General features: G+C 55.6%; 28 protein-coding genes. 7 read left to right on the top strand and 21 right to left on the bottom strand.

The window, feature by feature from the left end; genetic code table 11:
• Positions 1-220 precede the first annotated feature (220 nt).
• The 7 genes from ybaK to L6R44_RS21550 form a co-directional block, all read right to left on the bottom strand.
• Positions 221-700, bottom strand: coding sequence for a Cys-tRNA(Pro)/Cys-tRNA(Cys) deacylase YbaK (gene ybaK, locus L6R44_RS21520; protein ID WP_237425375.1), 480 nt, complete (start codon positions 698-700; stop codon positions 221-223).
• Between the two features lie 199 nt (positions 701-899).
• Positions 900-1694, bottom strand: coding sequence for a TraB/GumN family protein (locus L6R44_RS21525; protein ID WP_237425376.1), 795 nt, complete (start codon positions 1692-1694; stop codon positions 900-902).
• A gap of 50 nt (positions 1695-1744) precedes the next feature.
• Positions 1745-4243, bottom strand: coding sequence for a copper-exporting P-type ATPase CopA (gene copA / locus L6R44_RS21530; RefSeq protein ID WP_237425377.1), 2499 nt, complete (start codon positions 4241-4243; stop codon positions 1745-1747).
• 275 nt (positions 4244-4518) lie between these two features.
• On the bottom strand, positions 4519-5403 hold the full coding sequence (locus L6R44_RS21535; RefSeq protein ID WP_048249721.1) for a type VI secretion system-associated protein TagO: 885 nt from the start codon (positions 5401-5403) through the stop codon (positions 4519-4521).
• Between the two features lie 4 nt (positions 5404-5407).
• Positions 5408-5740 carry a hypothetical protein gene (locus L6R44_RS21540; protein WP_010428212.1) on the bottom strand — a complete coding sequence of 111 codons (333 nt, stop codon included), beginning with the start codon at positions 5738-5740 and terminating at the stop codon, positions 5408-5410.
• A 112-nt stretch (positions 5741-5852) separates the two neighbouring features.
• Complete coding sequence (locus L6R44_RS21545; RefSeq protein WP_045346406.1) at positions 5853-6101, bottom strand: ogr/Delta-like zinc finger family protein; 249 nt, start codon at positions 6099-6101, stop codon at positions 5853-5855.
• 39 nt (positions 6102-6140) lie between these two features.
• The gene (locus L6R44_RS21550; protein ID WP_237425378.1) at positions 6141-7277 is read right to left on the bottom strand and encodes a contractile injection system protein, VgrG/Pvc8 family; all 1137 of its coding nucleotides are present in this window, start codon (positions 7275-7277) and stop codon (positions 6141-6143) included.
• Positions 7278-7430: 153 nt separating this feature from the next.
• Between L6R44_RS21550 and L6R44_RS21555 the strand changes: the two genes are divergently transcribed.
• The 6 genes from L6R44_RS21555 (at position 7431) to L6R44_RS21580 (ending at position 13333) form a co-directional block, all read left to right on the top strand.
• Positions 7431-8612 (top strand): phage tail sheath subtilisin-like domain-containing protein, encoded by a 1182-nt coding sequence (locus tag L6R44_RS21555; protein ID WP_237425379.1) that lies wholly within the window; start codon positions 7431-7433, stop codon positions 8610-8612.
• A complete protein-coding gene (locus L6R44_RS21560; protein WP_006117904.1) occupies positions 8613-9128 on the top strand; it encodes a phage major tail tube protein in 516 nt (171 codons plus the stop codon).
• A gap of 48 nt (positions 9129-9176) precedes the next feature.
• Entirely contained in the window at positions 9177-9494 is a 318-nt protein-coding gene (locus L6R44_RS21565; RefSeq protein ID WP_237425380.1) for a phage tail assembly protein, read from the top strand.
• 5 nt (positions 9495-9499) lie between these two features.
• Positions 9500-9655: a GpE family phage tail protein gene (locus L6R44_RS21570; RefSeq protein WP_032424037.1), complete on the top strand. Its 156-nt coding sequence runs from the start codon at positions 9500-9502 to the stop codon at positions 9653-9655.
• 145 nt (positions 9656-9800) lie between these two features.
• On the top strand, positions 9801-12830 hold the full coding sequence (locus L6R44_RS21575; protein ID WP_442876515.1) for a phage tail tape measure protein: 3030 nt from the start codon (positions 9801-9803) through the stop codon (positions 12828-12830).
• Between the two features lie 14 nt (positions 12831-12844).
• The gene (locus L6R44_RS21580) at positions 12845-13333 is read left to right on the top strand and encodes a phage tail protein (protein WP_237425381.1); all 489 of its coding nucleotides are present in this window, start codon (positions 12845-12847) and stop codon (positions 13331-13333) included.
• 154 nt (positions 13334-13487) lie between these two features.
• Here L6R44_RS21580 and L6R44_RS21585 read toward each other — a convergent pair whose 3' ends face one another.
• The 9 genes from L6R44_RS21585 to lysC all read right to left on the bottom strand — a co-directional run bounded on the left by L6R44_RS21585 (position 13488) and on the right by lysC (position 18908).
• Positions 13488-14084, bottom strand: coding sequence for a tail fiber assembly protein (locus L6R44_RS21585; protein WP_237425382.1), 597 nt, complete (start codon positions 14082-14084; stop codon positions 13488-13490).
• Positions 14084-15070 carry a phage tail-collar fiber domain-containing protein gene (locus L6R44_RS21590; RefSeq protein WP_237425383.1) on the bottom strand — a complete coding sequence of 329 codons (987 nt, stop codon included), beginning with the start codon at positions 15068-15070 and terminating at the stop codon, positions 14084-14086. The genes L6R44_RS21585 and L6R44_RS21590 overlap by 1 nt, the downstream gene beginning before the upstream one ends.
• Positions 15060-15674 (bottom strand): phage tail protein I, encoded by a 615-nt coding sequence (locus L6R44_RS21595; RefSeq protein ID WP_193360328.1) that lies wholly within the window; start codon positions 15672-15674, stop codon positions 15060-15062. Before L6R44_RS21595 ends, L6R44_RS21590 begins: the two co-directional genes overlap by 11 nt.
• Positions 15667-16563 (bottom strand): baseplate assembly protein, encoded by an 897-nt coding sequence (locus L6R44_RS21600; protein WP_069733256.1) that lies wholly within the window; start codon positions 16561-16563, stop codon positions 15667-15669. The genes L6R44_RS21595 and L6R44_RS21600 overlap by 8 nt, the downstream gene beginning before the upstream one ends.
• Positions 16550-16918, bottom strand: coding sequence for a GPW/gp25 family protein (locus tag L6R44_RS21605; protein WP_237425384.1), 369 nt, complete (start codon positions 16916-16918; stop codon positions 16550-16552). The genes L6R44_RS21600 and L6R44_RS21605 overlap by 14 nt, the downstream gene beginning before the upstream one ends.
• Positions 16915-17496: a phage baseplate assembly protein V gene (locus L6R44_RS21610; RefSeq protein ID WP_237425385.1), complete on the bottom strand. Its 582-nt coding sequence runs from the start codon at positions 17494-17496 to the stop codon at positions 16915-16917. The genes L6R44_RS21605 and L6R44_RS21610 overlap by 4 nt, the downstream gene beginning before the upstream one ends.
• Entirely contained in the window at positions 17493-18131 is a 639-nt protein-coding gene (locus L6R44_RS21615; protein WP_237425386.1) for a phage virion morphogenesis protein, read from the bottom strand. Before L6R44_RS21615 ends, L6R44_RS21610 begins: the two co-directional genes overlap by 4 nt.
• Positions 18124-18594 (bottom strand): phage tail protein, encoded by a 471-nt coding sequence (locus tag L6R44_RS21620; protein ID WP_237425387.1) that lies wholly within the window; start codon positions 18592-18594, stop codon positions 18124-18126. The genes L6R44_RS21615 and L6R44_RS21620 overlap by 8 nt, the downstream gene beginning before the upstream one ends.
• Before the next feature lie 101 nt (positions 18595-18695).
• Entirely contained in the window at positions 18696-18908 is a 213-nt protein-coding gene (gene lysC, locus L6R44_RS21625) for an Rz1-like lysis system protein LysC (protein ID WP_072189927.1), read from the bottom strand.
• Between the two features lie 19 nt (positions 18909-18927).
• On the opposite strand from lysC, the gene L6R44_RS21630 reads away from it, so the two are divergent.
• The gene (locus L6R44_RS21630; protein ID WP_237425388.1) at positions 18928-19224 is read left to right on the top strand and encodes a hypothetical protein; all 297 of its coding nucleotides are present in this window, start codon (positions 18928-18930) and stop codon (positions 19222-19224) included.
• Between the two features lie 14 nt (positions 19225-19238).
• Here L6R44_RS21630 and L6R44_RS21635 read toward each other — a convergent pair whose 3' ends face one another.
• The 5 genes from L6R44_RS21635 to gpM all read right to left on the bottom strand — a co-directional run bounded on the left by L6R44_RS21635 (position 19239) and on the right by gpM (position 21741).
• Positions 19239-19784 (bottom strand): lysozyme, encoded by a 546-nt coding sequence (locus L6R44_RS21635; RefSeq protein ID WP_058678857.1) that lies wholly within the window; start codon positions 19782-19784, stop codon positions 19239-19241.
• A complete protein-coding gene (locus L6R44_RS21640) occupies positions 19768-20070 on the bottom strand; it encodes a hypothetical protein (RefSeq protein WP_058678858.1) in 303 nt (100 codons plus the stop codon). Before L6R44_RS21640 ends, L6R44_RS21635 begins: the two co-directional genes overlap by 17 nt.
• Positions 20061-20261, bottom strand: a complete 201-nt coding sequence (locus tag L6R44_RS21645) for a tail protein X (protein WP_193360333.1) — start codon at positions 20259-20261, stop codon at positions 20061-20063. The genes L6R44_RS21640 and L6R44_RS21645 overlap by 10 nt, the downstream gene beginning before the upstream one ends.
• Complete coding sequence (locus tag L6R44_RS21650) at positions 20261-20785, bottom strand: head completion/stabilization protein (protein ID WP_058678860.1); 525 nt, start codon at positions 20783-20785, stop codon at positions 20261-20263. Before L6R44_RS21650 ends, L6R44_RS21645 begins: the two co-directional genes overlap by 1 nt.
• Before the next feature lie 98 nt (positions 20786-20883).
• A complete protein-coding gene (gpM, locus tag L6R44_RS21655; RefSeq protein WP_058678861.1) occupies positions 20884-21741 on the bottom strand; it encodes a phage terminase small subunit in 858 nt (285 codons plus the stop codon).
• Between the last annotated feature and the right edge of the window lie 141 nt (positions 21742-21882).

A 21882-nucleotide genomic window follows, 5' to 3' on the forward strand; every position in this document is an offset into this window, starting at 1 on the left:
TAAAGTGGCGATGACAGCCTGCGTCAGAAAGCTGGTAACAATCCTGAATGCGATGGTGCGGGACAATAAAAAATGGGTGGCAGCTTAGTCGTCAGCTGTTGACTTTAAACACAGCTGCTCACCCCAACCCTCTCCCACCGGGAGAGGGCGCAAACACAAAAAAACGGTAACGCCTGTTACCGTTTTGCTTTTACCTCGTAGCCGCCACCGGGCAATTTTCTCAATCCCGGCGCGCAATATCTGCAAACTTCGCATCCAGCATTTTTGCCAGATCGCCCGCGGCCAGCTCAATATCCAGCCCGCGTTTGCCCCCGGATATAAAGATGGTGTCAAATTCCTGCGAAGGGGCATCGATCAGCGTCGGCAGGCGTTTTTTCTGGCCGAGCGGGCTGATGCCGCCCACCAGGTAGCCCGTGGTGCGTTGCGCCACCATTGGATCCGCCATATCCACCTTTTTCGCCCCCAGCGCTTTGGCGACTTTCTTCAGATCCAGCTGTCCCGCCACCGGGGTCACCGCCACGGCGAGGTGTTTCATGTCGCCGTTTACCGCGACCAGCAGCGTTTTATAAACCTGGTTCGCGTTCAGCCCCAGCTTGCGCACCACTTCATCACCAAAGTTGGTTTCATTCGGATCGTGATCGTAGGTGTGGATCCGGAAAGAAATATTGTTTTTTTCGAGTAATTTAACGGCGGGAGTCATAGCTATCCTTCTTACGACAGACCAATTATGCCAACAGCATACGCCTGACGTTTGTCTAAAAAATAGCACCATCTTGCGCAATAGTATTGGCAGTGATGGTCACTTTGAGCGACAATCGGCTCAACCGAAGGTCTCCTTCGGCATAATAAAAACGATGAAATTCCTCTTTGACGGGCCAATAGAAATATTGGCCACTTTTTTATTTCAGCAGCGACGGCAAATTCCCTTCTCCATACAAATGTAGCGCCCCAACCGCCACCACGTAACGCCCCGCAGGTAACGCGTGCAGCGTCTCCCGCCAGGCTTTGTTACGCGCGTTCATCAGCACATCATACAGCGATTCGCTGAACGTCGACGGTAACGCCAGCTTGCCGTCTTCAGGCGGCGCATCGAGCCACCAGCCAATCATGGTCTGCAGCAGGCGGGCGTTGGTGTGCCAGTGGGTCAGCGTATCATCCAGCAGCGTCAGGCCGTCGTCGGGGAGCTGCCGCAGGAGCGCAATCTGGCTGTCCGTTCCTTCCAGCTCGATGATCGGCAGGCTGCGCGCCCTTGCCAGATTGAGCAGCTGGTAATCAATGCCGTAATCACCGCGCAGGCCCAGACGCTGCGCCTGCGTGGCCTGCAGCACCATGGCAATTTGCCAGAGCGGCAGGGCGTCAATCATGGAGAGCGAGACGCCGGTTTCGTCGGCGACGCGCGTCAGTTCCGCCAGATGGGCTTCGTCCAGACGTTCCGCCAGCGGGAGATCGCTCTCAAGCCCGGCAAACGGCGACTCGTGGCCCGAAATGTCCGCCTCAACGACCAGCGCGTCGGCGTGTTTCAGCAGTTTAATCAGGCCGGGGGGCAGGGGAGACATATCCTGCGTACCCATATGAATGCTGCCGACCAGGTGCAGATGTTGCCCGCCGGGGAGCGAGATATCCAGGCCGGGCCAGGCGTAACGGCGAGGAAAGAGGGCGCGAAACGAGGTTTTTATACGATTAAACAGGCCCATACGCGCTCCATGAACGGAAAAGTTCATGCTAGCGCGTACGGGTACAAGGTTCAATCCTTCGGTTTAAAGCGCAGCAGCCGGTTGGCGTTGCTGACCACGGTGATGGAGGAGAGCGCCATCGCCGCACCCGCGACCACCGGGTTAAGCAGCGTGCCGGTCAGCGGCCACAAAATGCCGGCGGCAATCGGGATGCCGAGCGAGTTATAGATAAACGCCCCGAGCAGGTTCTGCTTCATGTTGCGAAGCGTGGCTTTCGAAATGGCCAGCGCGTCGGCGACGCCCATCAGGCTGTGGCGCATCAGGGTAATGGCCGCGGTTTCGATGGCGACATCGCTCCCGCCTCCCATCGCAATCCCCACGTCCGCCTGGGCCAGCGCCGGGGCATCGTTGATACCGTCGCCGACCATCGCTACCTGACGTCCCTGACTTTGCAGTTTCTTGACGGCGTCCGCTTTACCGTCCGGCAGGACGCCCGCAATGACCTCATCAATACCGGCTTCTTTCGCGATGGCGTTAGCCGTCGTCGGGTTATCCCCGGTCAGCATCACCAGGCGATAGCCCGCACGGTGCAGGCGCTGCAGGGCGTCCACGCTGTCCTGGCGAAGCGGATCGCGCACGGCCAGCAGCGCGGCGGCTTTGCCATCCACCGCCAGCAGAACCGGGGTGGCCCCCTGAGACGCCTGCGCCTTCAGCTCGCTCTCCAGCGCGGCGGTATCAATGCCGTTTTCATTGAGCAATGCCTGGTTGCCCAGCAGCAGCGCGTGGCCTTCGGCTTCACCGCTGACGCCAAGCCCGCGCAGGGTACGGAAATGGCTCACCTGCGGCAGGGCAGACGCATTGGCCTTATCGAGGATGGCGCGCGCCAGCGGATGGCTGGAGCCTTGCTCCAGCGCGGCGGCGAGGCGCAGCGCGTCCGCTTCCGCAATGTCCACGGTGTGGACGGCGACCACCTGCGGTTTGCCTTCGGTCAGCGTGCCGGTTTTATCAAACACCAGCGTATCCAGGGTGCTGGCCCGCTGCAGCGCGTCCGCGTCCCGCACCAGCACGCCAAATTCAGCCGCGCGGCCGACGCCGGAGATAATCGACATCGGGGTCGCCAGGCCAAGAGCGCAGGGACAGGCGATGATCAATACCGTGGTGGCGATCACCAGGGTGTAAACAATCTGCGGCGCGGGGCCGAAGACATACCAGATCGCCGCGCTCAGCAGGGCAATGCCGACCACGACCGGCACAAAGATGGCCGAGATCCTGTCAGCAAGCTGGCCAATCTCCGGCTTGCTGCTCTGCGCCTGGCGCACCATGCGGATAATACGCGACAGCGTCGTGTGGCTGCCGACGGCGCTGGCGGTAAACAGCACGCTGCCGTCCTGTACCACCGTACCGGCATGGACGGCATCGCCGTTTGATTTTTGCTGGGGGATAGGCTCGCCGGTCAGCATCGCTTCATCCAGCCAGGCGTCGCCCTGGGTTATTTTGCCGTCAACGGGCACGCGGTCGCCGGTGGTCAGGCGCAGCGTCATGCCGGGCTGCACCTCCGCCAGCGGAACGCTGTTTTCCCCCTCGTCCGTGACCACGCGGGCCGTCGGCGGGGTTAAATCGAGCAGGCGTTCCAGCGCTTTCGAGGAGCGCTGGCGGGCGCGGGCTTCCAGCATATGGCCCAGGTTTATCAGGCCGATAATCATCGCGCTCGCTTCATAATAGAGATGGCGCGCCTCCATCGGGAACCACTGGGGCCAGACGTTGACGCTCATCGAATAGAGCCACGCCGCGCCGGTGCCGAGTGCGACAAGGGTATCCATCGTCGCGGTGCGGTTTTTCAGGCTCTTCCAGGCGCTGGTATAGAAATGCCCGCCCGCAAGCACCATGACCGCGAGGGTTATCAGGCCAATCACCAGCCACAGCGTGCGGTTGTCGTCGGTGACCATCATGTTGTCGCCGAGCATGCCCCACACCATCACCGGAATCCCCACCAGCAGGGCGACGATCGCCTGCCAGCGGAAGCGCTTCATGGTGGCGATAGCCGTTTCCTGCTGGCGCTCGCGGCGTTCGGCATCGTCTTCGATGGCCTCCGCGCCGTAGCCCGCTTTCTCAACGGCCTGGACTAATTCTGCGGCGGAGGCGCTGCCCATCACCAGCGCAGTGCGCTCCGCGAGGTTTACCCGTGCCTGCGCGACGCCCGGTACGGCCTGCAAGGCGTTTTGTACCCGGGAGACGCAGCTGGCGCAGCTCATGCCGTTGATCAGCAGCTGTTGGCTGTCATCAATATCATCCGCTGCCGGAAGCTCAGGAGTGGCCGCTGTCAGTGCTTCCGACGGGGACGATGACTCTGCCAGCGGTTTAGCCTTTGGGTGGCTTAGCTCCGCCCCATAACCCGCTTGTTTAATGGTATCGATCAGCGCATCCGCGCTGGCGCTGCCGGTCACGGCGGCATGGTCGATCGTCACCTCAGCGCTTTCAACGTCAGGACGCTGTTCCAGGCTTTCTTTAACGCGTTTGACGCAGTGGCCGCATGAGAGGCCGTCCAGCGTCAGGTCAATAGTGTGAGACATAACAAAACTCCCGTATAATGGACTGGTCAGTAGTTGACCGGAGTAACGCTTTTCGCTAACTGTTATAAAGGTTAAACCTTCCATCAAGGGGAAGGTCAAGAATTTAAATTGCTGATTGAAAGGGATTTTTAAAATCAGCGTCCACATAGCGTCCACACTTCGACAAAAGTGTCCACATTACAATGACAAAGCCCCGCTTATTGAGCGGGGCTTTTTTCATAACAAGTTACTCTTCATCGTCTGAAGGTAGCTCTGGTTAATGACATAAACTTCGTTTACTTCCAACCACAAGCTTTTTGAAGCGGTTTCATTGCATCTGAAAGGCCCTTCAGATCGAAGGTTGCACTCACAGGGGCTTCATTGTATGGGGTGATTCTGGTGAACATTTTGTCTGCTTTAGCTAGAGATTTAATGAAATCAATGTCACTACCCTTGTAAAAAACTGCTTTGGTATCAGTTGAGATAGACCATTCTTTTTCAACTGCTTTCTGCTTATCCAGGCGGTAGAGCATGCTCGTTTGCTCAAGACCTAGGTACACATCCCAGTTAATGAATACCTCCGTTTTCTTTTCGCGGCAGGCTACATACATTGTTGGAATCACACTTTCTCCAAAAGGTGTTCGAATGTAATCATTACTGTTAAGTGAGAGGATTATGTTTTTTGAGTCGTCTACCGGCGAGGTGCTAATTGATGTTTGCCACTTGCCAGGGTTAGAAACAGAATTTTCTACAGCTTCAGTTTCTGCGGATGTAGTCTGCGGGAATAGCTTGTCGAAACATGCCAGCCTTTTAGTGCCATTAATTTCACTTTGGCACTCTAACAACTTAGCTCGGTCAGGTTGCTGATAATCAGTTTTTGCTGACGTGTTTATCGTGCTTGTTGTAGCTTTAAACGTTGGTGAGAAGAAGCGATCGTAACAAGATAGTCGTTTATCGTTATCTTTCTCCTCAGGGCATTGATCTCTACTCTCGAATTTATCAGCATTTTGTGTTCGTGATGGCGGTATTGATTTGTCGTAACAAGAAAGTCGTTCAGCATTATTTTCCATAGCCCGACATTCAAGTACTGCATTGAAGTTTTTGTGTTCACTTCCTGCGTATACAGACGCTGCATTGAGTGCCATAAATGATGCTATTGCATTTAAAAACAGCTTTTTCATTTAATCATCCCTTTGGTCTTGTGAGGAATACAAGGATACCGATGATTATGTCGCCTATAACCCAGACACTAGCGATTGCCATTAAACCTAGACCGGTACCAATTGCAGCCCCAGCTCTTTCTGCATCGGAAGTTGCGTGATTTATTACTTCACCACTACCACCTAATCCTGCGAAGAGGCAGTAGATCATAAATAAGTTGAACAGTATAAAAGCCCACTTGATGACTTTTCCAAAAAGTGAACGCCGTGGCTTTTTAAGCTGCTTCCCACATGACGGGCAACGTAATGCTGTATCACTTACATCCTTAAGACACTCTGGACAGCTAACCAATGCCATAAACAAATCTCCTTAAATGAAAATCTTATCTTTTTGTTACAAATCATTGGGATTTTATCGGATTTGGACGCATTGACAAGTGAAAAGCCCCGTTACATTGCGGGGCTTTTGTTTAAATAATCAGGCTAAGTTGATTATTTCCATAGTGCGAGGCGGGAAAGGCATCGCGGGGGATGAAGTCTGGCGGTAACGGTGCAGTACCTGCACGCTTTGTTACCTCCCTTTCTACGCTGTTAAGCGTGGTGAATGACCGGCTACATTCCAGATTCTGACACTGGTGGTATTGCCGGATTGTCATATCGGTTATTTTACGGCTGGTACGGGTGCGGGCCATAGCGCCGCAAAAAGGACATCTGAACATAATGATGGCTCCCCTGTGGGAGTTGAACTCCATTTCATTTTATTCAGTTTCCGCTATCCAGTCAGGTATTTTCGCTTCCAGCTCCAGCCGGGTGGTAAAGCCGCTGTCGTCTATGACGTGCTCAGCACGCGCAATGATCCAGTCCTGATTGTCTATTTCATCCTTAAAACCGCTAACTGTGACGTGCATTTCGGGATAAAGCTCAGCGCGGCCACGCGCCAGGGTGATCGAGAACTCTGCCGCGCCACGCTGAAGCTGTTGCCATTTTGCCGCAGCTGCACGTTTTGCCGCTTCTTCATTCTGGTGAGTTTTTCGCAGCACATAAACGTTACCGTCTGCTCCCTCCATGTAATCACCCTCGCGGCTGCTGCTCTTCTCTTTTTTGGGCTTTGCAGGCTTGCGACGCTTAACGCTGACCTTTTTCTTTTTGCCAAAATTGAGATCCAGCCAGTAAGCCCTGACGCCGGTATACGCATCCCGATCGGCAATACGAAAGCGGTGACGGTCCCCACTCGTGCGGTCAATGCTGGCAGAGGGTATTGCCTTCCCGTCAGCGGTTACACCGCCACCCGGCAGGATAAACAGCAGACTGCTGTTCTTTACGGTGGCTATTGCGCCCAGCATTTCCGCCATGCGGGTAAGGAATGACATATCGCTTTCCTGCGTCTGGTCAGCGTGATCAATCTCAATATCCATGAGCATTTCACTGATCTGCGCTTTCAGACCGTAGCGGTGCGCAATGGCCGATACAACGCGCTCAACGGTCACGTCATGCCATGAGACTTCGCGCTTTACGTTGAACTCTTCACGAAAATCAGCGCTGCGGGCAGTAATACCAATGATATCACCCGGCCCTTCATGGGATACCTCATCAACTGTGTACAGTCCCTTGTAAATCAGCGGCTCACCCAGCCAGCCAATTGATACCGCAAGCTCAGCGCCACGCGGAGGCAGAGCAACCATACCGTCACTATCATCAACAGAAATGGAAAGCTGATCGGCATCAAAACCCCGATTGTCCGTCAGTGACAACGACATGATCCGCTCGTCAAGCTGCGTCCGTACCTTGCCGCCCATCGTTATGCTGAATCCCGGACTTTTTACCGCCTCGGTCAGTGAATCGTTATAACTGCTTACGGCGTCGTTAAGTGATTTTGTCAGGTCTGTAAGTGCCATGCTTTCCCCCTTCTTCCGGCGAAGGATCCCACGCGCGCGGGAGAGGCCAAATCGGTTTTTGTTGTCGCCGTGCGGCCAGACCCGCAATAGCGTGAGTGACATTCAGACATGAGGGATTATCACTGCGAACTCAATAACGTAATGGTGGCTAACATGTCAGAGACACGTTTCCACGGTATACGCGTCCGGGAGAATACCGACCTGGTGACGGCCATCAATGACATTGAATCAAGTGTCATTGGGGTCGTTGCCGTAGCGGATGATGCCGACGCGGAAACCTTTCCCCTGAACACCCCCGTGTTGCTGACGCGGGTTAACAACGTGCTGGGTAAGGCGGGTAAAACCGGCTCCCTGTACAAAACACTCAAAGCCATCGCTGACCAGACCAGTCCGAAGGTTATCGTTGTGCGCGTGGCAGCAGCCACGGAAGAGGAAGGCGGTAAAACGCAGTCGCAGCTCATCATGGGTGGCACGGCAGAAGACGGCAGCTATACCGGCATGTACGCGTTTCTTACTGCCGAGCAGAAGGTGGGTTATCGTCCGCGCATTCTGGCCGTGCCGGGCTACGACACGGAAGAAGTGACCTCCGCGCTGTGCGTCATTGCACAAAACCTGCGCGCGTTTGTTTACGCCAGTTGCTATGGATGCAAAACGATGGCTGAAGCCACCGCATATCGTGCGACCTTCGCCTATCGCGAGCTAATGCTTATCTGGCCTGATTTCATCGCATACAACCCGCAGACAGGAGAAAACGAAACCTTCCCGGCCCCTGCGTATGCCTGCGGCCTGCGTGCGCTGATTGACAACAATCAGGGCTGGCATAAATCGCTTTCCAATGTATCGGTAAGCAACGTGCTGGGTATTTCGCAGGATGTTTTTTGGTCGCTTCAGGCCGAAGACAGCGACGCGAACGAACTGAACAACAAGGAGATCACGACGCTCATCAAGCGTAACGGTTTCCGGTTCTGGGGCAACCGCGTTACAGACACCAAAGACTATATCTTTGAGGTTTACACCCGTACGGCACAGATTCTGGCTGACAGTATCGCTGAGGCGCAATTTGAATCAGTGGACGAACCGCTAACCCCGGCCAACGTCAAGGACGTGGTCAGCGGCATCAGCGGCAAACTCAATTCGCTGGTGACGCAGGGGCGGCTAATTGGTGCTGAATGCTGGTTTGATATCCTGGATAACCCGACAACCGGTCTCCGTCAGGGTCAGGTACGCATTCGCTATAAATATACACCGGTTCCGCCAATGGAAGATCTGACGCTCTACCAGACCTTCACGGACGAGTATTTCGAATCGGCGTTTTCTTCCCTGGGAGGTGCATAAATGGCGGTTCCTCACAAACTGCGCCTGTTCACCTGCTTTGTGAACGGCAGCAACTGCATCGGCAAAGTCTCTTCCGTGACGCTGCCAAAACTGACCCGTAAAACTGAAGATTTTCAGGGCGGCGGGATGATTGGCTCCGCTGCGGTGGATCTCGGTCTGGACAGTGGCGCGCTGGACACCACGATGGTGGTTGGTGGTCTGGTTCAGTCGCTTCTGCTGAACTACTGCGGCGATATCGACGAGACCCGCTTCCGCTTCGCCGGTGAGTATTACACCGATGGTGAAAGCCTGCTGGTAGAGGTCGAACTGCGCGGCCGGATCACCGAAATGGACGGCGGCGAAAGCAAGCAGGGAGAAGACACCTCCGTCAGTTACACGATGAAGAACACCTATTACAAGCTCACCATCGACGATAAGCCGCTGTTTGAGTTTGATCTGCTGAACTTCATCTACAAGAAAGACGGCAAGAATATCTACCCTGACCGCATCACGTCTGCGCTGGGAATGGGTAACTGATTAACCTGATAAGTGGCGGCACAGCCGTGCCGCCCGGAGCATTCAACAATGAGCAAAAAAAACGATAACGCGATTACGCTGGCAAAACCCGTTGTTCGCGGCGATGAGAGAATTACTCAGGTAACGATCACGGATGAGATCAAACAGGCTGGTTCCCTCCGTGGGCTGAAGCTTGTCAACGTGATGAATATGGATGTTGATTCTGTGGCGGTGCTGCTGACCCGCGTCACGTCACCGCGCCTCAAACAGACCGAAATTAACGAAATGGATACCCGCGATTTCGTCAGCCTTTCAGAAGCGCTCGTCCCTTTTTTGACACCTGCGGGGTCTGGAGCATCGAGCGAGGCGGAGACGGAGAATCATTAACACTCCTGCGGTTCGACCTGATCGACGATCTGGTTGCTGATATCGCGGTTGTTTTCAACTGGCCGCCCTCTGAAGTCTTCACGATGGAACTGGGCGAAGTCATAGCCTGGCGTGAGCGGGCGGCTGTCCGAAGTGGAGCCAGTGACAGTGAAAAGCCTTAATATCCGCGTCGCGTTCAGCGCGATCGATAAACTTACCCGCCCGGTCAATGCCGCCCGCCAGAGTGCGGGCGGTTTGTCTGAATCCCTCAAAAAAACGCAGTCCCGCATTAAAGATCTGGACAGTCAGTCACGCAGGTTCAACCGTCTGCGTGACAGCGTACAAAAGACCTCCCGCAAAATCGACGACGCCAGCCGGACTCTCGAAGGGCTGAATCAGGCACAGCGGGAAGGCACACAGCTTACAGACAAGCAAAAAGCACATATGGCAGCGCTGGCCGCAAAGCTGGAGCGCCTTAACTCTGCACGTACGCAGGAAATGATTATGCTGCGCGCCGCCTCACAGGCGCTGCGCAGCCACGGCGTTTCACTGGTCGGCAGCGATCGCACCATTCAGAGCGCCATACGCCGAACCGAACAGTACAACCAGACGCTTGAGCGAGAGCGGCGACAGCTTGCCGCTGTCACGCAGGCACGTGCGCGCTACGACCAGATGCAGCAAACGGCTGGCAAACTTCGCGGCGGTGGCACGATGGCCGTTGCCGGGGCCACTGCTGCTGGTTATGCAGCAGGGCGCTTTTTATCCCCTGCCGTTGGGTTTGACCGTGAAATGTCCCGCGTACAGGCGCTTACCCGCATAGATAAAAGCTCAGCAGACTTTTCGGCACTCCGCGATCAGGCCAAAAAGCTGGGTGCTGAAACTCAGTTCACCACGACTGACGCCGCCAGCGGCCAGGCATTCCTCGCTATGGCCGGTTTCACTCCGCAGGCCATTCAGGCCGCACTGCCTGGCGTACTCAATATGGCGCTGGCCGGTGGTATGGATTTAGGTGAAAGCGCCGATATCAGCTCAAATATCCTGTCTCAGTTCCGCCTCGATCCTAAAGAAATGGATCGCGTCAGTGACGTATTAACTGGCTCATTCACCCGTACCAACACCGATCTGCAAAATATCGGTGAAGCAATGAAGTACGCTGGTACAGGTCTTTCCAACCTTGGCGTCAGCGTCGAACAGACAACGGCCATGATCGGCGTGATGGCGAACGTGGGTTTGCGCGGAAGTATCGCCGGTACTGGTTTACAGGCTACATTTTCACGCCTTGCCGCACCAACCGGCAGGGCGAAAGATGCCCTTAAAGAATTGGGCGTACAGGTCGCTGATGCAACGGGGAAAATGCGCCCTGCTGAAGTAGTTCTCACAGACCTCTATAAAAAGATCAGCAAATACGGCGATACCGATAAGCTCTCATTCTTCAAAGATATTGCCGGTGAAGAAGCGTCAAAATCATTCCAGGCTCTGGTTATGTCCGCAGGTAGTGGCGAACTTCAGAAGCTACTTGGTGAACTGAAAAATGCCAAAGGTGAGGCACAGAAAGCCGCCAAAATAATGGCGGATAACCTTGACGGCGATCTTAAAAATCTGGACAGCGCCTGGGAAGGCTTCCGCATCCAGATTAACGATCTCGTCAACAATCAGCTTCGCGGCCTGACACAAGGTCTTAGCGACGTTGTGGGGAATATGACGCAATGGGCGAAGGAAAATCCGAAGCTCGCCCAATCCCTGCTGGTTGTCGGCGGCAGTGTTCTGGCGCTGACCGCGGCCATTGGCGGCACATCGCTGGCTATCGGCCTGTTGATGGGGCCGCTGGCTAAACTCCAGTTAGGTTTTACCCTGCTGACAGGAAGCAGAGGCATAACCGGAACGATTGCAGCTCTGCGAACACTCGGAACGGCTTCCGGACCGGCAATGGCTGGCGTGCGCGGATGGGGGCCAGTTCTCGGCTCGTTAGCAGGGAAAATGCGGGGATTATCGACCATCATCCCTGCGATGCGCGGCGCACTTATGGGGGCATTTCTTGCACCTGGCGCTGCGCTGGGCGCGCTGACTAAAAACATCGGAATGTTTGCCCTTCGACTGACCGGCTTGCCAGCAATATGGGGCATGATCACTACCGCGGTATCTGTGCTTGGTACAGCGCTGTCACTGCTGTTTAGCCCCATTGGTCTGATAGTGGCGGCGTTTATTGCAGCTGGCGTGCTTATCTGGCGGTATTGGGAACCTCTTAAAGCATTTTTTGCTGGCGTATTCACCGGCATCATGGAAAGGCTAGCGCCATTACGCGAGACCTTCGCGCAATTCAGCCCCACCTTTGACGCGATAGGCAGCGCTGTTAGCCAGGTCTTTAACTGGTTCAAATCTCTGCTTTCCTCGATGGAATCCAGCAAGGAAACGCTGGATAAATGCGCCAGCGCCGGGGAGGTGTTCGGCAACGTTCTTGGTGGCGCGCTCCAGCTTGTTCTTGCACCTGCCAAAATGCTGCTGGATACACTGGCATGGATCCTTGAAAAGCTCGGTGTTCTTCCTGATGAGGCGGAAAAAGCCAGGAAGAAAATCGAAGACGCGCAGCGCATGGCCGTTCTTCAGGACAAAATTGCCCTTCTTCAGGGGGATATAGCTAAAGTTGCACCGAAAAAAGTTGAGGTTAATAACGTTCCCCCCGGAGCACCGCACACCACTTCACCGCTGACCGGCGATAATGGCACTATGCGCCGGTTGCAGAGTATCGACAGCAACACCAAAGCGACAGCCGACAACACGAAGAAGATCGGCCCCGGCGATATCGTGTTTAAAAACCTGCCGCGTGCGCTGGCCGTTCGTGGGGAATGGAAGGAGTCGCAGCTTGCCAGCACCACTACGGTAGGTCGGTTAAGTGAACGTCCCGCAAAAGTGGGGGAGGAGTGGAAGGAGCCACAACCTGCTAACACTACCACCGCAAGCCGGGTAAGTACGCTTCCCGTGGTAATGGGTGAGGAATGGAAGGCGGCACAACTTGCCAGCACTACCACGGCAGGCAGGGTAAGTGCGCGTCCCGCAGTAGTGGGGGAGGAATGGAAGGAACCACAACTTGCCACCACCACGGCAGGCCGGTTAAGTGAACGCCCCGCAGTGGTGGCGGCATCGCTTCCAGTCAAACAGGCGGAACTTCAGCCAGTTAGCCGCAGCGCCAGCAATATACCGGTTGCCGCTGGCGGCTTTACGGGGGAAATCCACGTACACCTGCACGGCGTTGACCGGCAGGACGCGCGCGAAATTGGCCGGATTGTTGCCGATCAAGTAAATGCCGAACTGGCCCGCCGTGAACGGCTTAATCGCGGCAGCTTCAAAGACAGAGATTAAGGGGAGGCAACATTATGATGATGATATACGGGATGTTCGTTTTCGAACTGAAGACACTACCTTACCAGCAGCTGCGCCACTCGCTGAACTGGCGTCATGTGAAGAATGATCGCATTAACCGATCGGCAAAATGGCAGTACATCGGCGCGGGGGAGACGCAGATTAACCTGGATGGTGTGCTCTACCCTGAAATTACGGGCGGTGACGTGTCTCTTACCGTTCTGGCAACGCAGGCATACACCGGACGTCCGTGGCCTTTAATCAGTGGTGCGGGGCAGATTTACGGGATGTATGTGCTGACCTGGCTACAGGCCACGCATACGGAATTTGACCGCTACGGAAAGGCAAAAAAAATTGAGTTTTCGATCAGCTTTCAGCGCTGTGATGAAGATTTACGAGAGCGCCTGCAAGCGTCGTCTGTTGGCGATTTACTTGCTGGCTTGAAGGATAAAGCCACGTCCGCCTACAACTCTGCCAGTAGTACGCTGTCTGGCCTGCTCTGACAGCATCCACATAAAACTAAAGCGGGCATTTGCCCGCTTCATCTTCCGGAACACACCGCCATAACTGACTGTGCTACAGCACCGTTAAAAATGACTGTACTCGATACATATGGCCAGCACGGTTAGAACCGGCAGTACTTGCCGGTATGCAAACTTATTCCGGCTTAACCGGCCAGGTAATTTCCGGCGCTTTCGACGTATCCACAGCCTGCACTGCCTTGATGTAGTTCATCCAGGCGATCAGGCTGGCTTTATCTTCATCGCTGATAATGCCTAACTGTAATTCCGTCTGCCACAGGCTGATCTTCGTTTGTGCCTCTGCAAGTAACGCAGCTTTCTGTTGTTCTGCTGCCTCCACATCTGCCTTGTGCTGTGCTTCGTTATCCGTCACCCACTCGCTACCGTCCCACGTATCGTAAGGCGTGGACGGTGCCAGAGTGGTTGTGCCCTCCGGGTAATCACCGGGCAAAGAAACGATCACCGATTCCCCTGTTTCAGTGCTGTACACCGTTTCACCACGGTGATCGGCGACGTATTCCCAGGCGGTAAAGTCTGCTGTCCGGCAAATGGTGAAATCTTCTTTGCTTTTTCCTGGCTCGTCAGTGCAGGAGTTGGCTGGCAGGCCAACGCCAACAGCCAGATATTCCACGGATGTAGACAGGTATTCCCGCGTCTCACCATCATAATTAAACACGGTAATATCACCCGCCACAGTGGCAATAAGTTCGCTATTCAGTTTTGCCTTCGCCATTATGCAGCCCTCACGATGTAGTTAAACGCGGTGTTACATGGTGCGGTTTCGTTCTGGCCCTCGTCGGATAAATACACGCCACTGCTCCCCGAATATGCAAAATAAACGGTCGCTGAACTCTTACGGTAAGATTCATGAACAGCAGGAGTTTCGCCCCCGTCTCCATTACCAAACAATAATGCATGAGTGTGCTTCCTCAACTTATCAGCAGCATACGACAGAATAGCGCGGCCACTATCCAGCCCCCGCCCATCGTCCCAGCCGCGAATAAACACGCCGCGCAAATCAGGCAGACTACCTGATGGATATGCAGTAGCCAGTTTGGGGTATTTTGCCTTGTCAAAAGCTGCGCCATTGCACTTGAGAAAACCCGCTGGCGGTGTTGCCTGCGGCCACGGAAGCGGAAAACCTGCCGGGAAAAATTTATCAAAATCTGATTCCAGCAAATACTGCGTATGCGGATCAGCCGCGGCAATATGCCCCGCCAGCTGTTGATCCACATATGACTTAACTTCAATGACGGCATCATCGACATATTTACGGGTTGCCAGTACCACGGACGGATCGATTTTCAGCGTTACCGCCTCGGTACTGCTGACGATCAGGATCACGCGAATGACCTGCACGCGCCCGCTGCCTTCCTGCAACTGCGGTTTATAGGTCTCCGCGCAGTTGGCAACTGCAATCATATCGCCGTCTTTATCAAACAGGCCGATTTCACGGATCCACCATCCGCCCACGTCTTCCGGTATGACCTGTTCCGCAATGATCTGATTGGTATTTACCGGGTCGATAGTAAGCATGTTAAGTTGCGCGCGGCGCAGCTCATGCGTCAGCGCGGTTTGTGCCGGGTTCGGTGTCGGTAGCGCACCATTGCCATCACCTACGGCCATCTGGGTGATCTCAACCTTCGCACCCAATGCCGTGGCGTTTGCCAGTTTTGCCGCCCCGATATTGGTTAACAGGGCAAAATATTTAGTCGCCACTTGAGATCTCCACGGTATCAATTAAATGGACTGCCGCGCCGGTGTAGTCACCACCGCCCACGGATATGGTTTCAGGAAAATAGGGGTAAACGGTCAGCGTATCGCCGATATAACATCCCGCCCCGGCTTCGATATACCCCTGCGACTGAAGCGAAAGAGAAAGGCCAGTAAGGTGGCGGCTTCTCGGCTTGGCATCGTCAATAAGGCGCTCAAGCTCAAGATAGGTTTCCTCCGTAATCCCCTGCTCCTGAATACCGATTTCGAGCTTGAATGTTCCCGGTTCTTCGCCGCTCTGCCACCACTCGATCACGCGAAGCAGAAAGCCGAACGGTTCAACGACGCGACGCAAAGCGGAAATAGTGCCCTTCTGACGGTGAACCAGCCAGGAGGCTTTAATCACCTGCCGCTTGGTCTGTTCTGACCAGTTCTTATCCCAGCGGTCAACTGACAGCGCCCAGGCGAGATAAGGCAGAAGATCAGCGGGGCATTCGTCCGGGTTCCACAGCTTGCGCAGATCAACAGGAATATCGGTAAGTCGCTCCGTCACCTTCTCTGTATTGCGCATAAAACCGCTGGCCGAAGGCGGCAGCATGTTCTTATTCATCAGTGCCCCCGGTTTCTATCGCGAAGGACTCGCACCGCGCTGCCTGCGTATCGGCGATCACAATATCGCTGGCAGGCTCCAGCAGCTCCACCCTCTGCACGCCCTGAACATGCAGCGCCGCCATAATGGCTGAGCGGGCAACGTCACGGCCAATCTTGCCCTGCTGATTCAGCCAGGACTGAAGCGCGTCCTGCGCGGCGGTATGGATTGGTTCAGACTCCGGGCCGGGATAGAAATACAGCATCGCATTGATCTGATAATTCACTATCTCTGCTGCCTGAACGGTCAGACGATCGGCAACGGGGCGCTTATCGTCAGCAGACAGCGCTTTATCCACCGTCGCCAGCAGTTCCGCACTGGCAGTGCCGTCACCTTCGGTAGACAGCACAGAGACCACCACCACAGCAGGCGACGGGCTGATCGCTTTGGCGTCCGCCACTTTGCCGCTGGCACTTTTGGCAAAATATTCATATGCACCGGTTGGCCCCGCCACGCTTAGCCCTTCAAACGCAGCCTGCGCGCGCAGACGCAGTGCGGTATCACTTTCTGTTACCGCGTCAGTGGTTGCCGTCTCCGGGGTTATGATCAGGCGTTCGGTGTTCAGGTTGCCCGCGAGATTATCAAGATCGGACGATACGGCATGGCTCAACATACACGCCGCCGCACCGTCATTAATCCGCTGCCTGAGCATCATTTCACGGTAAGCAACTACCTGGGCGATCACGTTCAGCGGTTCGGATTCCAGCTCCAGCGCGGCGGCAACAGAAGCCTGCTGTTCCTGCGGGAATGCCGCCAGCATGACGGCTTTGACCTCGCTGAGAATGACTTCAAAGTCCAGCACTTCGATAATTTGCGGCTGCGGTAGCTGCGATAAATCAACTGTTGCCATTGCTGCCACTCCTGAGCGTTAGCGCACTGCCTGCCGTCTGCATGGTTTCGGTGATAATACCGACCAGTTCAGCGGTAACAGCGCCATCCTTTGAATAACTGATATTGATGCCGTTCAGGGCAATACGCGGCTCCCACATCGTCAGGGCGATCACTGCCGCACTCATACATTGCAGGCGCGTCACTTCGTTCTGTGGTTCATCCAGCAGATCGGGGATCATGCTGCCGTAATCCCTCCGCATAACCCGGCTTGCCAGCGGCGTGGTCAGTATGTCGCGTACTGAATTCCACAGCTGATCTGTCTCGGTAAGCTGGCCCGTGCCGTCCGGGTTCATCCCGGTATAGCGGACTGTCATTTCGGCCCCCCTGTGTTGCTGCTGCCACCCTGCACACCACCATGCACGTGCGAATGAACCGTTACCCCGTTAGACGAAAGCGATCCGCCAGAATGGGTAATATTGCCCTTCATCGTGCCACCCTCCGACAGTTCGAACGTCCGCGCTTTCAGATGGTTGGTGCATTCTACAATTGGTGTTTCAAGCGTGACGCTGGCAGAGGCTTTGATATGTGCTGTCTTCATGCCCTGCGCTTCCAGCGCGCTGGCCTCTGCGTCATAGCGGAAAGAGGCACCGTCTGGTGCTGTCAGCACAATCTCTTTCAGGCTGCTGCCCGGCGCAGGGTGGTCACTGCTGTAGAGACTGCCGATAATGACCGCCGTTTCAGGGTTGCCACCGATACAGCCCAGCCAGACCTGCTCACCCATGGAAGGCGGCACCCAGATACTGAATGCCCCGGCGCGCGTGGTGGTCCAGCGCAGCCAGTCGGTCTGAAGTTCGCCGCTTTGCACGCGCACGCGCCAGCTCTCTTCATCAACGTCAATAACGACGCCGACGCGGAGGATATTTTCCAGCAGGCGGATCAGTTCAGCGCTCATCGTGCGGCACTCCCCAGGCTGTTAACCACCTGCTCCGTAATCATCCGCTCATCGCCAGCGGTAACGCCCAGCAGCTCTCGCACCGGATATTTAGCAAAAGCACCCGGCCCGACCTGATCGCGCTGGCCGTACTGGTGCACACGCGAAATGCGCGCGGTCACGCCGTCATAACCCACGGAAGTACCGCCAGCATCAGCGCGCATTTTGAGAAAGCGATAACTGCGCAACCTCTGAAACATCGGCACCTTCTTCGCAGTGCTGCGGCGCACTGAGCGCGTATTGATCTCGATGTAACGCTCAATATCGCTGCGGTAAAACGTGCGAATATCGTTGCGCTCTTCGTCAAAGCCGGTAATGGTTCGCCCGTATTTTCCCCGGCCACCGTGCCAGTTTTTCAGGCGGCGGATCTCACCCTGCCAGACAAAAACAATACCTTGTTGAGAGCGCAACACCCGGCGACGACGGGCAGGATATGGCGAGCCTTCAGGGTTTTGCTGTGCTTTGATGCGCTGTTGCTGGCTCTTTCGCAGTGCCTGGCCAATAGCGCGGGCAGTGCGAACACGTCCGGCCTGCGAGGTGCCCGCGAGTATGTCGCTGAATACCTGCTCCAGCTCACGGAAGAGATCGTTACTCATGCGCGTCAGCCTCCCACGTCACATCCTCAAAGATGGCGCTCCAGTCTCCGTCCGCTGACGGGATACGTGGTTTAGGTTCCGGCAAATGCTCCGCCCGGGGAATACCGTTTGTATCCAGAGTGACCTTCACACGCTCGCGCAGCGGCATTTCAAAAAGAATGTCGGCGGTATCGTCATTGTTGATAAGGGTCGTAAACTTAATGTCTCGGTTCTTCTCCGGGTTCAGTAGCAGATCGGGCTGGTTGTGCCAGAGCCATGCCATTAACGGCAACATGAAATCATCAATATCACCGGCAAAATTCATCACAAACAGCACCAGGGTATAGCGGTACATAAACGATGGTGTTTCGCCGGTCGTCTCGATATTCCCTTCTTCCACAAATACGGTGAAGGCTTCAGGGTTGGCCCTGCACCATTTGTTAGCGCGGATCAGGGTCTCGCGTAGTGAGTCAGCTTTCAGCATGGTGATACCTTCTTAACGCCCGAAACGTTCAATCGCGCCCGCAATGATCAGCAGATAAATAAGCGTCCAGTAATGGTGAGCGCTCAGGTAGTCGAATAAGGTCATGGTGTTGCCCTCGCGTGGTCAGTCAGTCTTTTCAGGCGGCGCAGATCGAGATCGGCTATCGCCGCCTTATCGGCGTTGCAGGTATCCAGCGCATCGCGCAGGCGATCACTCCAGATGGCTATCGCCCCCCACGTTACCGGGGCGGTCAGTTCCGGCGCTGGCGTTGCTGCCGTCAGGCTTTCCGGTACCGGCTCGTGCACGATTTTCATTTGCGGCTGCGGCGGTACGGTGTTGCAGGCTGTTACTGACAGAAGCAGGCACAACAGTGTTGGCACACGTATTGTCTTTGATGGCATCGCGCATGTTTTCACGTCGCTTTTCTCCCTGGGCGTTTCTTTGCTGTTCGGTTGCCCGCAACTGTGCAAGGACTTCGCGAGCGTCAGCAGTCAGTGCCCGCAGCTCTCCAACCACCTCACCATTACTCTTCACCTCGCGGGAAAGCACTTCATTGCGGACGGAGTCTTTACCGCGCTGATGTGTCTGCCAGAGCAAGCCACCAGAGGCCAGCGCCAGCAGCGCGCATAAAATGGCTGTAATCTTCACTTTCCAGCCTCCACGTCACGCAGGCACCACGCCTTAAAATCAGTTCTACGGTTAACCAGTCCCTGGCTACGTTTACCGCCGCTGTTCACAAAGTCTGTCAGCCGGTTACACATCGCCTGCCATTCATGCGCCTGCGCCTTCTTCCAGATGGTCGTGCGCTGCTTTCGCTTCTGGCCGTCCGTGAACCACATCAGTCCAGTACACCCAACATTAAGACCTGCATCCGTCATGGCCTCAAAGGCAGACTGCGGCATATGCGCGCCTTCAAAATTCTGGTTAATGCAGTTTTCAGCGTGCCGCATATCGTTAATCCAGCGACCGGCGATCTCGCTGTCGCTGTACTCACGCTTTTCAACGCGTCCGGTCGAACCAATTCCAACTGTCAGCACGCCAGCCGTGCAGTAGTAGGGCGTATTCCGGCAGTCTTCCCAGCCAGCAATCTTCTGCTGACCTTCAGGTGTTGTGCGCAGCGCGCCAGGACTTAGCGTGATACCCAGGGCAACAATGGCCGCAATGGAGCATTTTTTAATAAGCTGTTTCATCTTCCGGCTCATTCTGTTGCAGAAGGCCGAGCGCCCGGCGCTCTGACTCACTCATCTGCCTGTGTTCTGCCTGCTCAAGGATCTGGTTAATCAGTTCGTTGCGACGCTTCTGCCCCCGTTCGATGCGGGCGCGATAGAGCCATCCACGGGCACCAAAAACCATCCCGACGAGAAGACCGGCCAGCGCAATCTTTTCGCTCAGTGTCATAACGCCGATACTCGTGACCATTGCTGACATGGTGAATGTCAGCCAGTCATTCAGGCGGTGAAAGAAACTTAATCCCATAACTGCACAATCTCCTGTGTCGCTTTACGCGCGATTTCCGGCAGCTCAATCTCCTGACCGGCATTAAGAAAAACCTGCTGGCTCAGTCCTGGATTGGCAGATAACACTTTTTCGGTCACGCCCTGCGTGGTGCCGTAGTGACGCCAGCAAAGCAAATCCACCGTATCCCCCTGCAATGCCTTCACTTTCATCAGCAAAGCTCCGCATAGAGGCGCGGCGTGTCGCGAATGTCGGCGATACTCCAGCGGGCATCCCGCCAGAGATCATCCCGTTGCAGGTCAAGCGCGGCGGCGTCTTTTTCGCCTTTCGCCGTGGTATCAACATCGCGATAACCTTCAAGTACCAGCGCCCTGGCAATCGAATAAACCGCACGCCGGAAGCGGTACACCTTCACGTTTTCACCGTTGATAACCAGCTTTTCCATCTCACCTGACGGCAGGACGGAGGGCACATCTTCCAGCGTGTGAAAACCTGCTTTGAGCTGACCGGCGCGCCAGTCCAGCAACTGCGCGGTAACATGGGCTACCGCTTCCGTGGTGACGTGCATCAGCCTGGACGTAGTGATACCGCCAGTTATACGCGCGGCCAGACGGAGATCGGCCAGTTTAATCACCGGCCAGAAGTCCCCGGCACTGACGGTGGTATCACCATCATCAACATCGGGGGTATCACTGTCGGCAGGCAACACGCGCTTATTTGCCACAAGGCTGCTCATGCACTTATCTCCCATAAATCAGGCGGTGGGCGGGTGCTTAAAAGACCGTATACGGGCAGATATCCACCCGCGCCGCCTGTCGGACGGGGCCGAAGTCGTTAATTCTTTTTCTGGCTGGCAGGTTTGCGCTTGGTCGCTTTGCCCGTCACCGTCTTAGTCGTGGTTTTGCGCGTTGGCGCGTTACCTGCTGCGCTGGCGGTGGCGATCTTTTCAGGAACAGGCTCTGCAGTACCGTCAGTTTTGTCGGTGCTGGCCGTATCGCCTTCACCCGTGCCGTCGTCCGCAGACAGCTTCTTAACTTCACGGGCAAGCGTGGCGATCTCTTTTTTCACCCCGGCATTAGGATTTCGCGTCAGCGCCTCACGGAACAGCGCCAGCGCCTCAGCTTTGGTCGTGATATCAGTCGCACCACGGCGGGCAAGTGCACGGGCCTTGCACAACTTGGCGCGCACCACATCCGGCATATCACTGTCGGCGACAATTCCCGCCACTTCGTCAAGCACTGCGATACCGGACGACAAATCAGCGTCGGCATCAGCAGCCGCGAGCGTCAACAGTGGCTTGCTCATTTCTTCAGTCAGGAAGGTCGCTGCCGTGCGGTTGAAGTTATCCGGCAGCGTCAGCCCGTGGCGTACCACGTAGCGCCCCAGCCTCAACGCAAGCGCATAGTCACGACAGTCAATCGCCCAGACCATTAGCCTGGTAATGACTTCATCCTGCCGCCCGCTGTCGCCGTCGAGCGTGCCTTCAATCCATCCCTCGTATTCAGGCAGCATGGATTTCTTCATTTCGGCTTTGGTTTCTTCGGACTGCACGCCGCTGAGGCGGGACAAGTCCATACGCAGGCGATGCAGAATTTGCTCATGCGCGGTGCGCTGGATATCGGATTCTTCATCCGCCTGGCCCCGGCGCTCTGCCATGACCTTCTGAAAATGTCGTTGTGCCGGTGTTAACATCGTCACTTCTCCCCGTCATGGGGGGGGGGGGGGCCCCCCCCGCGGGGGCGAGCCGCGCCGGGGGGGGGGGGGGGGCGGGGATGGGGGCAATAAACCAACAATAGGCGAGTGTTGAATTAAAAAGTGATAGTTTTGGGTGGG

The organism is Enterobacter cloacae complex sp. ECC445, assembly GCF_021892025.1.
Classification (GTDB): domain Bacteria; phylum Pseudomonadota; class Gammaproteobacteria; order Enterobacterales; family Enterobacteriaceae; genus Enterobacter; species Enterobacter chengduensis.

Bases quoted from the DNA above. Each gene is read 5' to 3' on its own strand.
- L6R44_RS21595 (WP_193360328.1), bottom strand. From the start codon at position 15,674: ATGAATAAGAACATGCTGCCGCCTTCGGCCAGCGGTTTTATGCGCAAT.
- L6R44_RS21555 (WP_237425379.1), top strand. From the start codon at position 7,431: ATGTCAGAGACACGTTTCCACGGTATACGCGTCCGGGAGAATACCGAC.
- L6R44_RS21610 (WP_237425385.1), bottom strand. From the start codon at position 17,496: ATGAGCGCTGAACTGATCCGCCTGCTGGAAAATATCCTCCGCGTCGGC.
- L6R44_RS21645 (WP_193360333.1), bottom strand. From the start codon at position 20,261: ATGAAAGTGAAGGCATTGCAGGGGGATACGGTGGATTTGCTTTGCTGG.
- L6R44_RS21600 (WP_069733256.1), bottom strand. From the start codon at position 16,563: ATGGCAACAGTTGATTTATCGCAGCTACCGCAGCCGCAAATTATCGAA.
- L6R44_RS21615 (WP_237425386.1), bottom strand. From the start codon at position 18,131: ATGAGTAACGATCTCTTCCGTGAGCTGGAGCAGGTATTCAGCGACATA.
- L6R44_RS21580 (WP_237425381.1), top strand. From the start codon at position 12,845: ATGATGATGATATACGGGATGTTCGTTTTCGAACTGAAGACACTACCT.
- L6R44_RS21585 (WP_237425382.1), bottom strand. From the start codon at position 14,084: ATGGCGAAGGCAAAACTGAATAGCGAACTTATTGCCACTGTGGCGGGT.
- L6R44_RS21535 (WP_048249721.1), bottom strand. From the start codon at position 5,403: ATGAAAAAGCTGTTTTTAAATGCAATAGCATCATTTATGGCACTCAAT.
- L6R44_RS21640 (WP_058678858.1), bottom strand. From the start codon at position 20,070: ATGGGATTAAGTTTCTTTCACCGCCTGAATGACTGGCTGACATTCACC.
- L6R44_RS21635 (WP_058678857.1), bottom strand. From the start codon at position 19,784: ATGAAACAGCTTATTAAAAAATGCTCCATTGCGGCCATTGTTGCCCTG.
- L6R44_RS21540 (WP_010428212.1), bottom strand. From the start codon at position 5,740: ATGGCATTGGTTAGCTGTCCAGAGTGTCTTAAGGATGTAAGTGATACA.
- ybaK (WP_237425375.1), bottom strand. From the start codon at position 700: ATGACTCCCGCCGTTAAATTACTCGAAAAAAACAATATTTCTTTCCGG.
- L6R44_RS21550 (WP_237425378.1), bottom strand. From the start codon at position 7,277: ATGGCACTTACAGACCTGACAAAATCACTTAACGACGCCGTAAGCAGT.
- L6R44_RS21560 (WP_006117904.1), top strand. From the start codon at position 8,613: ATGGCGGTTCCTCACAAACTGCGCCTGTTCACCTGCTTTGTGAACGGC.
- L6R44_RS21605 (WP_237425384.1), bottom strand. From the start codon at position 16,918: ATGACAGTCCGCTATACCGGGATGAACCCGGACGGCACGGGCCAGCTT.
- L6R44_RS21525 (WP_237425376.1), bottom strand. From the start codon at position 1,694: ATGGGCCTGTTTAATCGTATAAAAACCTCGTTTCGCGCCCTCTTTCCT.
- L6R44_RS21650 (WP_058678860.1), bottom strand. From the start codon at position 20,785: ATGAGCAGCCTTGTGGCAAATAAGCGCGTGTTGCCTGCCGACAGTGAT.
- L6R44_RS21565 (WP_237425380.1), top strand. From the start codon at position 9,177: ATGAGCAAAAAAAACGATAACGCGATTACGCTGGCAAAACCCGTTGTT.
- L6R44_RS21545 (WP_045346406.1), bottom strand. From the start codon at position 6,101: ATGTTCAGATGTCCTTTTTGCGGCGCTATGGCCCGCACCCGTACCAGC.
- lysC (WP_072189927.1), bottom strand. From the start codon at position 18,908: ATGAAAATCGTGCACGAGCCGGTACCGGAAAGCCTGACGGCAGCAACG.
- gpM (WP_058678861.1), bottom strand. From the start codon at position 21,741: ATGTTAACACCGGCACAACGACATTTTCAGAAGGTCATGGCAGAGCGC.
- copA (WP_237425377.1), bottom strand. From the start codon at position 4,243: ATGTCTCACACTATTGACCTGACGCTGGACGGCCTCTCATGCGGCCAC.
- L6R44_RS21620 (WP_237425387.1), bottom strand. From the start codon at position 18,594: ATGCTGAAAGCTGACTCACTACGCGAGACCCTGATCCGCGCTAACAAA.